The organism is Curtobacterium sp. MCLR17_040 (genome assembly GCF_003234735.1).
Lineage (GTDB): Bacteria > Actinomycetota > Actinomycetes > Actinomycetales > Microbacteriaceae > Curtobacterium > Curtobacterium flaccumfaciens.
Genome location: NZ_QKTE01000023.1, coordinates 45,952 through 58,222, shown reverse-complemented (window position 1 = coordinate 58,222; position 12,271 = coordinate 45,952). Strand labels below are relative to the sequence as shown.

Here is a 12,271-nt window from a genome sequence, read left to right as displayed (position 1 = left end):
GGCGTCAGCCGCCGGGGGCGGGTTCCGGGGCGGGCTGCTCGGGAGCGGGCTGCTCGGGTTCGGGTGCCGCTGCGACCGGGAAGGCGTCGGTTGCTTCACCCGCCTGGGTCGAACCCGATCCGTCGGTCGCGGTGACGTACGCGCGCACCTTGACGGACTTGGCGAAGAAGGGTGGCTCCGGAGGAGTCCCCCCAGCGTCCCAGCTCGACGTCGTGGGGAAGCCGTTGCCGTCGTCGCTGGCGTACCAGTACGCCGTGTACCGCACCGTGATCCCGCTGCCGCTCGGCCCCGTCACGGCGATCGGCTGGCCCTGTTGAGCAGTCGCCACCGAGAGGTTCGCGTCGAGCGCCGTGGCGTTCCCCGTCCACGAGTCCGCATCGGACGAGCAGAAGCTGCTCCCCGGGCCACCGCAGGCGCGGACGGTCAACGGTGCCGAGACGTTCCGGGCGCCGGACCCGGGCACACCCGTCCAGGTCTGGCCCGGCTGCAGCGTGATCGGCTGCCCGCCGGCCTCGAGCTGGTAGTGGTGTGCTGGCCGCGACGAGGCGGTGACGCTCACGTTCCAGAGGTTCGTGCCGGCCGGGACGACGTCGACCGAGGGCCTGCCGGTGCCGGACGGCCGCTCGTAGGTCACGGCGTCGACGTAGTCCACGTTGCAGAAGTAGCCGTTGGTCACGGTCACCGCGTACCGGGTCGAGCCACCGCCGACGCCAGAGTCGCGCGTCGGACTCGAACTACCGAGCGAGTTCGAGGGCGGAGCAGCACAGTCCACGTTGCCGGATCGGAACACGGCGTACCGCAGGCCGGACCCGCCGGCGGCGTCCCCGGCGCTCCAGCTCACCGTCACCGTCGACCGGCCGGACGAGTCCGCCTGGTCCCCGGCGACCGCCTGGAGGTTCGTCGGCTTGCCCGGTGTCCCGACGGCACTGCCGGTGGCGGACGCGGAGTTCCACTGCACGACGGTGCCGTTGCGGTCGGCGTCGTTGCGAGCGGACACGGTGACCTTGTACTGGGCAGCGCTCTGGGCGCCGGTGAACGAGGTGTTCGTGGCGGTACCGGTGTGCCGCGTGGTCGACAGGCCCGGGCCCTCGATCGTGACGATGTAGTCGTCGACCGCGCTGCCGTTGTTCGGCGCGGACACCTTGCCCCACTTGACGTCGAGCTGGTTCGGCGTCGCCTTGCTGGGCGTGACCGTGATGCCCTTCGGCGGTGCCGGCACGAAGTCCGCACTCATCGGACCCGAGCGGGACGAGGGCTTCGAGTCACCGATCGCGTTGGTCGCCACGACCTGGAACCGGTACGACGCCTTCGGGTCGAGTCCGGTCAGTGTGCACACCGTCGCGGTCCCGCAGTTCTTCGAGACGCCGTTGGTCCCGACGACCCGGTAGCCCGTGATGGGCGAGTTGTTGCCCTGCGGGGTCGACCACGTGAGCGTGACCTGACCGCCGTCGTAGGAGCCGGTGCGGGTGGGTGCACCCGGAGCGTCCGGGACGTCCTGCACCGAGATCGTGACGTCGCCCCAGACGTACCGGTCGGGGTCGTTCGTCGCATCCGCCACCTGGTACTGCAGGTGGGCGTCGCCGGGCTTCGCGGTGTCGGCGACCGAGACCTGCAGGCGCGTGCGGTCACCGCTCGGTGTGACGGTGACGCCGCTCGGCAGCCCGCCGGACAGCCCGCGGATGTTCACGACGCGCAACCGCTCACCCGGGAACGGGTTGGTCGGCTGGTCGTTCGTGAGCACGTCGATGGTGGTGGTCGCCCCGCGCTTCGTCACCGACCGGTCGGGACCGGGCTGAACCGCGGGACGGGTGGAGGCGACGACGCCGACGGTGACGGTGCCGGCGCGACCGGTGTTGGCGTCGTCCGCGACACCGATCCCGATCGACGCGGTGGTGTTCTTCTTCGCGGTGTCGGCGACCGAGATCGTGAGCTGCTGCTTCGCGATCGAGGCGGTCGTCCCCGCGGCGGGCCGGCCGACGATCGAGTACCGGAGCTCGGGCAGGTCCCGGGGGTACGGGTAGTCGGTCAGCTTCGTCAGGTCGATCTTGCGCGTCTCGCCCGGCTGCATCTCGACCGAGGAGCCCGTGAACGCCGGCGGCTGGTTCGACCGGGGCGTGACCGTGATCGGGAGCACGAGCGTGGCGACGCGGCCCTTTCCGCCGTTCGCCGACGAGCCGTCGGTGACCTCGAACGAGATCGACGCCTTGCCGTAGTAGAGCTTCGCCGACGTGAACTGCAGCGTCGAGGAGTCCACCACCAGGCTCTGCCCGTTGGCGTGGGTGGCCTTGACCGTGCCGCGGTCGGTGATCTTCGCGGTCTCGCCGTTCGCCGTCACGACGAAGTCCTGCAGCGGGATGCGGACGGTGGCCTCGCTCTTCACCGTGACCGCACCGGCGCTGCGGTTGATCTGGGGCAGGGCGTCGTCGAAGCCCGGCACGTTGATGAAGCCGTAGGAGACGATGTCCGGGTGGTCGGCCCGGGCGACCGAGAACGGGATCACCTGCGAGTCGTCGGTCAACCGGACGGTGATGCGGCCGTCGTCGGTGGGCGTCGCCGTGTCGCCGTAGCCGGGGACGACCCCGACTCGGAGGTCGGCCGCGGTGCCCTCGGCGAAGAAGACGTTGTCGAGCACGTCGACGGTCACGCTCTGCCGGTGCAGGATGTCCTGCAGGTCGAGGGTCGTGTCGTCGACCTCGGGCCGGAGCGGCTGGGCGTCGGGGTCGACGGTCACCGTGAGGAAGGCCGTGCTCGATCCCCCGCTGCTGTTCGCGACGGTGTAGAGCACCGCGAAGTCACCGCTCTTCGCCGACTCCGGAGGCGTGACGCGGATCTGCTGCTTCCGGAGGACCTTGGCGGTGACGTCCTCGGCCGTCGGCTCGGCCTGCGCGACGGTCAGCTGCCCGCCTTCCGGGTCGGAGTCGTTCTGCAGGACGCGCACCGTCACCGACCCACCAGGGCGGATCGTGACGTGGTCGGCCTCGGCCACGGGGTTCGAGGCCTGCTCGGCGCGGGGTGCGATGCCGACCCGTACGGTGCCGGTGGCGCGGGCCCCGAGGGCGTCGACGACGGTGTAGGTGAACTCGTCGGTGCCGGCCGAGTAGTCGCCCGCCTCGTAGGTCAGGGCGTCCGAGGCGACGTCCGAGACCGACCCCTTGTCGGGGTTGGAGCCCACGCCGACCAGCTGGACGGAGTCGCCGTCCGGGTCGATCCCGTTCAACGGCACGCTGACACGCACCGACGACCCGGCGACGACGCGCGCGGTGACGGTCTGCGGGACGGGCGGGTTGTTCGTGGCGGCGTCGCGTTCGCGCACCGAGATCGACACCGCGGCGTCGGCGTACTGGCCGTCCGGGCCGGCGACCCGGTAGACGGCGGTGTAGTTGCCCGGCGTCTTCGGGGCGAGGTACCGCAGGTGGTCGCCGGAGACGAACAGCAGGCCGCCGTCACCGGGGACGTTCTGCACCAGTTCGGGCTGCAGCGTCAACGGCTCGCCCTCGGGCTGGGTGTCGTTGTCGAGCACGTCGATGTTCGCGACGTCGCCGACACGGACGGTGGCGCTGTCCGGCTGGGCGACCGGGGGCTGGATGCGGTCGGGCTTCGGGATCTCGACGACCGTGATCGTGCCGGGTGACGACGCCAGGCCGTTCGTCTCCGTGTACCCGAACGAGACCGGCCCGTCGAGGGGTGCCGTGAGCGTGACACGGACCGTGTGCTGGTCGAGGATGCTCGCCTGCACACCGCTGCCCCGTGGGGGTCCGTCGAGCGCCGTCACGAGCAGCACCCCGCCCGCCGGGTCGATGTCGGTCGCGGTGACGTCCGTGTCCTTGGTGGACAGGGTGTTCACGAACACCGTCTTCGGCGTGGTGATCGGCGCCGTCGAGGCGTCCGGTGGCGCGAGGACGGTCACCCGGACGATGCCGCTCGAGGTCTTCACGCCGTCGGTCACCGTGTACTCGAGCTGGTGGTCGCCCGCCCGCTCCCCCTGCACCCGGAAGGTCCCGGCGTCGTAGCTCGGGGTGACGGTGAGCCCGGACGCCGACGACACGCTCGTCAGCGTCACGGTGCCGTTGCCACCGCGCACGTGGTCGAGCGGCTCGACCGTGAAAGCCTTGCCGGCGTACCCGGACACCGGGAACGGATCGGCGCGCAGCGGGACGGTGCCCTGCTTGGCGACCCGGACCGTCACGGCACCCCGACCGTCGGCGCGACCGTCGCTCACGACCAGCTGCACGGAGCGCTCACCGGTCCGGCCGCTGTCGTTCCGGAAGTCGAGCAGGCCGTCCGGTGTGGTGGACACCCGGTCACCGTTCGACGCGGTCGCCGACTCCAGGTACACCGGGTCGCCGTCCGGGTCGACCCAGTCGCCGAGGACGTTCGAGACGACGTGCCCGTTCTGGACGACGTCGGCCGAGGTGTCACGGACCTGCCGCGGCGCCTCGTTCTGACTGTCGGGGCGCACGCTGATCCGGACGGTCGCGGTGTCCGATCCGCCGTTGCCGTCGGTGATCGTGTACGGGAACGTCACGGTCCCGGTGGCGCGCGACGACAGCGTGACCTGCAGGCGTTGACCGTCGCCGACGATCGCGACGCGGCCGGCGGACTTCGAGATGGTGCCGACCTCGCTCACGATGATCGGGTCACCGTTCGGGTCGTAGTCGTTCAGCAGGACCGGGAGGCTCGTGGTGCGTCCCGGACGAGCGCCCAGTTCGTCGTCCACCGCCACCGGTGGCTTCTGGTCCTTGTCGACCTCGGGGTCGTCGTCGGAGACCTGCTCCTGCTGCTGCTCGTCGTCCTGCTTGATCAGGTCGGCCCAGTTGTCGATGAGCTGCCCGCTCCGGTCGATCGCCCAGGAACGGCCGCTCGTCGGGTCGTTGGCGACGACGGTGTCGCCGTTGTGCAGGATCTGCAGTTCGCTCGTGCCGCCGGTGCTCGCCAGCCGCTGCAGCGCGTTGCCGTCACACGTGTCGATCGCCTGCCCGCCCGCCCACGCCGCGTACGTGCAGGAGCCGTCGACGTAGGGCCGCGCGGCTCGTCCGGCCACCTGGAGCGCGGTGGCGTCCACGGTGCCGGAGGCGCTGACGCGGACCAGGCCCGCCGTGCCCGCGACCGTCACCTGGGCCGTGCTGTCGGAGGACCGCTGGAGGGCCGGCGACGACCCCACCCGGTCGCCGAGTTCGACGGTGCGGCCGTCGACCGACAGGGCACCGCTCGTCCGGTCGAGCACGGCGAGGTGACCGTCGAACGTGGCGACCTGGAAGTCGTCGCCGCGGTCCATGTCGACCTTCCACCGTTCGGCGACGGTGAGTGTCGTGCCGACGTCGATCAGCGACGCCGTCCCGGTCTTCGCGGAGTAGACCGCGACGTGGCCGTCGGAGGCGTCGAAGACGGTGTCGGCGCCCAGGGTCAGGTCTGCCTTGGCCGACGCGTCGAACTCGGCGAGATCGTTCGCGGGGGTCGCCCAGAGCTCGCCCGTGTCGGCGTTGCCGATGACCGCGGTGTCGCCCGCGAAGAAGACCTGCGGCGTCCCCGCCGGCAGCGTGATCGCATCACCCACGGTGGCGTCGGCGACGTCGACCCGGGCGACCGTGCCCTTCGTCTCGTCCACGCTGTAGACGGTGGAGCCGCGCTGCAGCACGGACAGGTCGTCGCTGGCCGTCTCGACGGCGGTGTTGAGCTGCAGGATGCCGGTGTTCGCCCGGCCGACCGCGCCGTACTCGGCCGAGGGCACCCAGACCGTGCCGTCGCCGAGGTCGACGCGTTGCGTGTGGTACCCGGTGGAGACGATGGCGGTGGTCGCGACGACGGCGGCGACGAGCACCGAGGCACCGGTCGTCACGGCGGCGGAGCGGTGCTTCGCGAGGAGGGCGCGGATCACCCGGCGCTCCCGATCGTCGCGCACTTCTGCGCGCTCGCGGCACCCGTCTTGCCGTCGCGGTTCACGGCGACGGCGATGCACTCCTCGTCGCCGCGTTCACCGGAGACGACGAACGTCGTGCCGGTCTGCTGGCTCGACGACCCGTTGGACGAGATGACGTACGTGTCGCCGCTGCGCAGCCCCGGGTCGGTCCAGCTGAAGGACACGGACTGCGGCGACGGCTCGGCACGGACCTCGGCCACGACCGGGATCGCCCCGGCGCCGAGCCGACCGACGACCACGACCGTGGCGATCGCCAGTGCGGCGACCACGACGACGGCCAGGGACGTCGCCCAGACCAGGGTCGAACGGGTCCGGCGCCGGGCACGCGTCACGGACCCGGTGCGGTGCACGGTGCCGACGCTGTGCGAACCGCCGGCCACGACCCCGCCCTGCACCGCACGGCGGGTCCGACGACGTCCGCCGACCCGGGTGGGTGGCTGCAGCTCACGGATCACGGTGCGCTCTCCGTGCGGGGTCGGCGTCGAGATCGCCCAGGCCTCGACCGCGACGTCGGCGGACGTCTGCGGGATGCCGAGTTCGGCCTCGACCTGCTGGAACCCCCGGACGAGTTCGATCACCGTGGCGGGGCGGCCCTGCGGCTTGCGGGACAGCGCCGAGGCGAGCAGGCGCTCCAGCGAGGGCGGCACGTCGGTGCGACCGGTGGGCTTCACGCCGCCCTTGTCGATCCGGTGCATCAGGTCGTTCGCACCGTTCTTGCCGCCGCGGATCTCGAACGGGCTGCGCCCGGCGAGGAGCGAGTACACGGTCGCCGCGAGGGAGTACACCTCGGACTGGATCGTTCCGCGCGACTCGTCGATCAGGACCTCGGGCGCGGACCACGGGATCGACATGCCGATCGGCTCGTCGGGGTCGGTACCCCCGATCGTCGCGGCGATACCGAAGTCGGAGAGCACGGGGTTGCCGTAGGCCGTCAGCAGGATGTTCGACGGCTTGATGTCGCGGTGCAGCACGCCCTCACGGTGTGCGGTCTCGAGCGCCGACCCGATGCGGATGCCGATCGACAGCACCTCGGACACGGGGATCGGTTCGCGGCGGTAGCGCTCACTGAGGGACGAGGAGCAGAGCTCCATCACCAGGTAGGGACGGCCGTCAGCGGCGACGCTGGCCTGCAGGACGGTGAGGATCGACGGGTGCGTGCTGAGCCGGGCCATCAGGTTGGCCTCGGCCTGGAACATCTGCCGGACGCGGTCGTCGACGACCTCGTCCAGCAGCACCTTCACCGCGACCTGTCGTCGGGGCATGTCCTGCTCGTAGAGGAAGACGTCGGCGAAGCCACCGGACCCGAGGACGTGCACGGGACTGAAACCGCCGATCACGGGCGGGTTGGACGGCAGGCGTCTCGCCATGGTCCTCTCCTCCCCCGGCCGAGCGGCCAGCTCTCTCGACGTGGCCATGTCATTGTACGAAGCGTGGGTGACCGACATTCCGCACGCCGATCCCCCACAGCTCGACGCGTTCCCCCAGTTCGGGGGCCAGCTAGTGGCGCGGCAGCGTGTCCTCGAGGTCGCCGTCGTCCGGTGCGGCATCGACCTGCAGCACCACCACGGTGACGTTGTCACGACCGCCGGCCACGACGGCGTCGCCGACGAGGCGCTCCGCCAGGTCCTGCGCGCCGGGCTCGCGTGCCGCGATGCGCGCGATGCCGGCGTCGCCGAGCTCCTTGGTCAGCCCGTCGGAGCAGACGATGTAGCGGTCACCGGCCCGCAGGGGCAGGGTCCACCAGTCCGGTGCCGGCGGTTCGCCGAAGCCGACCGCACGCGTGATGACGTTGCTGTCCGGGTGCTGCTCGGCGTCCTCGGCACGCAGCAGGCCGGCGTCCACCATCTCCTGCACCACCGAGTGGTCGACGGTGACGCGGCGGAGCACGCCGTCCTCGATGCGGTAGGTGCGGGAGTCACCGACGTTGAACACGAGCGCCGCGGGCTGCCCGAGCGAGGCCACGAGCGCGATCCCGGTGACGGTGGTGCCCGCGCCGATGGCGTTGCCGCCGGCTGCACGCTCGATGTCGGCGGTCGCGAGGAGCAGCGCACGCTGGATGCCCTGACGCGTGGTGAACGGTTCGGCCGTCACCTGCTCGAGCCGACGCACGACCGCGTCACTGGCACGGTCGCCCGCGAGGTGTCCGCCCATGCCGTCGGCGACGACGAAGAACGGCGCGCCCACGATGTAGCTGTCCTCGTTGTGGTCACGCCGCCGACCGACGTCGGTCGCGGCTCCCCACGAGAGTGTCAGGGTGGCGCCGTCGGCACCGGGGACGTCGATGGCGTGCGCAGTGGCTGCTCGGCCGAGTTCGGTCACGTGTCAGGATCGCTCTCTGGTGGGTCGGGGCGTGCCGTGTGCTGTCTGATCGGAGGGCCACGGGGGAACCGGAGGCAGCCCCTCTGCCGTCGGTGCGACCCGGAGGTACGGCGAGAGGACCTCGATGGCGTTGCCGTCACCGATCTCGACTACCGTACCCGTCAGCGCGACGATCGACGCACCCGACGCCATGCGGTAGGCGGGTGCCCCGGCCGGGCGGACGACGGTCCCGTTGGTGGACCGGAGGTCCTGCACGACGACGGCTTCGCCCTCGGCGTGCATCCGGACGTGCGACGACGACACCTGCCCGTACGCCGACCGCACGGTCACGAGTTCGGGCTGCGGGCCACGGGTGACCCGCGGCAGCGACGGCCGTCGGCCGATGACCACCGGGTGGTCGAGCCGGAAGGTGCGGTCGCCGATGCGGATCGAGGGCACGCGTGCAGTGGGCGCGGCGGGCACCGCCGGGACGGCCGGGAGGCCCGGGGCGGCACCCACGAACGGGCTCGCTCCGGCGCCGGGTCGCGCCGGCACCCGGACGACGGTGTCCTCCGGATCGACGTCGTCCACCGCTGCGGGTGGCTGGTCGCTTGCCCCGGGCGCGGGCCGGATGACCGTGTCACCGAGGACCCCGTCGTCGGAACCGGGGTCGGAGTCGGGGCCGGCTCCCGGGACGACGGGACCTGCGCGCCGGATGACGGTGTCGTCGACGGCGTCCGCCGTCCGGTCGCCCAGCGATCGTCGGGGTCGCCGGATGACGGTGTCCTCGATGTCGTCGTCGTACAACCGGAGCCCTCCCAGTGTGGTCTCCCCCACCGTAGACGATCCGGTCGACCCCACGTCATCGACGCTCCCACGACGGCCCGCTGCCCGCGACGACCGAGCGCAGCACGAGCCCCGCGAGCGGGTCGTCCGCGCGGGTCTCGAGGGCGTACCGGGCACGCGTCTCCGCTCGGGCCCACGACCCGAGCGCCCACGCACACCAGGCGCCGAGCGACAGGGCGCCGGCAGCGCCCGACGATCCGTCGAACGGGCCGTCCTGCGCCCGCCACACGCGCCACGCATCGGCACACCGGTCACCGGCGAGCCGCACGCGGGCCCGATCGGGAGCCGGGCCGAAACCGTGGAGCGCCGGCGGTGTCGGGTCCGCGAAGGGGTCGAACACCCGGATCGACCGGGGGTCCGGCGTGCCCTGCGCCGCGATGAACGGCACCAGGGCCATCCGGGGCGCGAGTGCGCCGCACGCGGTCACCACGGCCGTCGCAGCGGCCGTCGACAGGTCGGCGCGACCGGGCGCGACCAGCGCGGCCGCCGCAGCGGGGAGGGTGACCGCCGCGGCGATCTCGCGAGGGAAACGGACTGCGGAGCCGGGGCCGGACTGTGCCGTGAGAGGGATCATGCACGCCATCGAAACGTGCTGGGAGCCTCCAGGCAGGGTCGCCCCGACCATCTGTGGACCGGAGCGACCCCGCTCACGCCTGTGGAGGACGAGCCGACCCGGCACCCGCTCAGGCGGCGACGGGCTCCAGGCTCTCGGCGACCAGGTCCCAGCCGCCCTCGTTGCGCTCGACGAGCACGCCGTTCGCGGCCGCCCAACCGACCAGGTCGTCCATGCTGCCGATGCTCGCGCCGGTGCGGGCGAGCAGCGCCACCAGGCGACCCTTCGCGGTCTTGTTCCAGTGGTTCAGCGCACGACGACGACCGGAGCCGTCGACACTCACCACCCGTGGTGCCACCGCTCCGGGCACGGGACCGAGCTGCCGGTACCCCTCGGACCGCAGGTCGAGCACCAGGCCGTCCGCACGGGTCAGCAGGGAACGGGTCGACACCGCGGGCCAGTGCGCGGCCAACCGGATCGAGCCGAGCCGCGAGTCGTGTGAGAGCCGGTACGCCGGGATCGGGTCACCGGCACCGATGGGGCCGAACATCGCGGACTGCACGACCACGTGTTCCGCCCACCACGCGCGGGTCGCAGCATCCGCGTCCTGCGCGCCCAACGGGTCGTAGAGGACCCCGGTGTACCGCTCGATCGCGGGCATGGTGCCCGAGGTGTCGAGCTCGAGGTTCCTGAGCCGCTCGGCGATCGACTTCGGACCGAGCTTGAGCGCCGTCCTGGCCGAGGACTCCTCGGAACTGACGAAGCGGGCCGCGGTGATCACCGCGGCCCGCTCATCGGCCAGTTCCGGGAACGAGAGTGCACGCAGATCGAGCGTGCGCCTCGTGTCCCCGCCCTCCCGCTTCGTCTCCGAAGGCGGGAGCAGGACGGTCAGTCCGGTCAGGACGCCAGCGCGGCCTGCCGCGCGACGATCGTCACCGTGTCGTGCTCGACCGACAGGAAGCCGTCCTCGGCGTCGACCGCGACGGTCGACCCATCGGCCCGCGTGATGCGGACCTGACCCTGCGCCAGGATCGCGAGCATCGGCTCGTGTCCGGCGAGGATGCCGATCTGGCCCTCTGTCGTCCGTGCGACGACCATGGTGGTGTCGCCCGACCAGACCTCACGGTCCGCCGAGACGACGCTCACGCTGAGACCCGCCATGTCAGCGGTTCTCCTTCTGGATCTGAGCCCACTTCTCTTCCACGTCGTTGATGCCACCGACGTTGAAGAACGCCTGGGTCGCAACGTGGTCGAACTCGCCGTCGGCGATGGCGCGGAAGGACTCGATGGTGTCCTTGAGCGGCACCGTGGAGCCCTCGACACCCGTGAACTTCTTCGCCATGTAGGTGTTCTGCGAGAGGAACTGCTGGATACGACGAGCGCGCTCGACCGTGATCTTGTCCTCTTCGGAGAGCTCGTCGACACCGAGGATGGCGATGATCTCCTGCAGTTCCTTGTTCTTCTGGAGGATCTGCTTGACGCGCGTGGCCGTCTCGTAGTGGTCGGCACCCAGGTAACGCGGGTCCATGATGCGCGACGTCGACGCCAGCGGGTCGATCGCGGGGTACAGACCCTGCGATGCGATCTCACGGGAGAGCTCGGTCGTCGCGTCGAGGTGCGCGAACGTGGTGGCCGGAGCCGGGTCGGTGTAGTCGTCAGCCGGCACGTAGATCGCCTGCAGCGAGGTGATCGAGTGACCACGCGTCGAGGTGATGCGCTCCTGGAGCACACCCATCTCGTCGGCGAGGTTGGGCTGGTAACCCACGGCGGACGGCATGCGGCCGAGCAGCGTCGAGACCTCGGAGCCGGCCTGCGTGAAGCGGAAGATGTTGTCGATGAAGAGGAGCACGTCCTGCTTCTGGACATCGCGGAAGTACTCCGCCATCGTCAGCGCCGACAGGGCCACGCGGAGACGCGTTCCCGGCGGCTCGTCCATCTGGCCGAACACGAGGGCCGTCTTGTCGAAGACACCCGCCTCTTCCATCTCACCGATGAGGTCGTTGCCCTCACGGGTGCGCTCCCCGACACCGGCGAACACCGAGACACCGCCGTGGTCCTGCGCGACGCGCTGGATCATCTCCTGGATGAGGACGGTCTTGCCGACGCCCGCACCACCGAAGAGGCCGATCTTGCCACCCTGCACGTACGGGGTGAGGAGGTCGATGGACTTGATGCCGGTCTCGAACATCGAGGTCTTGGACTCGAGCTGGTCGAAGGCCGGGGCCTTGCGGTGGATCGGCCAGCGCTCGGTGATCTCGAGCTTCTCGTCCGTGTTGAGCACGTTCCCGAGGACGTCGAAGACCTTGCCCTTGGTGACGTCGCCGACGGGGACCGAGATCGGAGCGCCCGAGTCACGGACCTCCTGGCCACGGACCAGGCCGTCTGTCGGCTTCAGGGAGATGGCACGGACGAGGTCGTCGCCGAGGTGCTGCGCGACCTCGAGGCCGATCTCCTGCGACGAGTCACCGATGGTGATGGTCGTGAACAGGAGGTTGTACATCTCCGGGATTGCGTCGTGGGGGAACTCGATGTCGACGACGGGGCCCGTGACACGGGCGATCCGGCCGACACCGGGCGCCGACGACGTCTCGACCGCGGTGGTTGCGGTGTCGGTCATGGCTGGTGCCTTCCTGAGGGTGGGTATATGTCCGCGAACG

8 protein-coding genes are annotated in these 12,271 nt (G+C 71.2%); all 8 read right to left on the bottom strand.

The annotated features are described in order from the left end of the window. Positions 1–4: 4 nt before the first annotated feature. Entirely contained in the window at positions 5–5,875 is a 5,871-nt protein-coding gene (locus DEJ01_RS15865; protein WP_111093539.1) for an Ig-like domain-containing protein, read from the bottom strand. Continuing rightward, positions 5,872–7,284 (bottom strand): serine/threonine-protein kinase, encoded by a 1,413-nt coding sequence (locus DEJ01_RS15860; RefSeq protein ID WP_111029234.1) that lies wholly within the window; start codon positions 7,282–7,284, stop codon positions 5,872–5,874. The genes DEJ01_RS15865 and DEJ01_RS15860 overlap by 4 nt, the downstream gene beginning before the upstream one ends. Before the next feature lie 130 nt (positions 7,285–7,414). Beyond that, positions 7,415–8,236, bottom strand: a complete 822-nt coding sequence (locus DEJ01_RS15855) for a PP2C family serine/threonine-protein phosphatase (RefSeq protein ID WP_017885739.1) — start codon at positions 8,234–8,236, stop codon at positions 7,415–7,417. 3 nt (positions 8,237–8,239) lie between these two features. Next, positions 8,240–9,052, bottom strand: coding sequence for an FHA domain-containing protein (locus tag DEJ01_RS15850; RefSeq protein WP_146247646.1), 813 nt, complete (start codon positions 9,050–9,052; stop codon positions 8,240–8,242). A gap of 25 nt (positions 9,053–9,077) precedes the next feature. Further along, on the bottom strand, positions 9,078–9,635 hold the full coding sequence (locus tag DEJ01_RS15845) for a hypothetical protein (protein WP_027465775.1): 558 nt from the start codon (positions 9,633–9,635) through the stop codon (positions 9,078–9,080). Positions 9,636–9,744: 109 nt separating this feature from the next. After that, complete coding sequence (locus DEJ01_RS15840; protein ID WP_258375737.1) at positions 9,745–10,497, bottom strand: YaaA family protein; 753 nt, start codon at positions 10,495–10,497, stop codon at positions 9,745–9,747. A gap of 14 nt (positions 10,498–10,511) precedes the next feature. Next, entirely contained in the window at positions 10,512–10,775 is a 264-nt protein-coding gene (locus DEJ01_RS15835; RefSeq protein ID WP_027465776.1) for a F0F1 ATP synthase subunit epsilon, read from the bottom strand. Between the two features lies 1 nt (position 10,776). Continuing rightward, positions 10,777–12,231: a F0F1 ATP synthase subunit beta gene (atpD, locus tag DEJ01_RS15830; RefSeq protein ID WP_017885744.1), complete on the bottom strand. Its 1,455-nt coding sequence runs from the start codon at positions 12,229–12,231 to the stop codon at positions 10,777–10,779. Between the last annotated feature and the right edge of the window lie 40 nt (positions 12,232–12,271).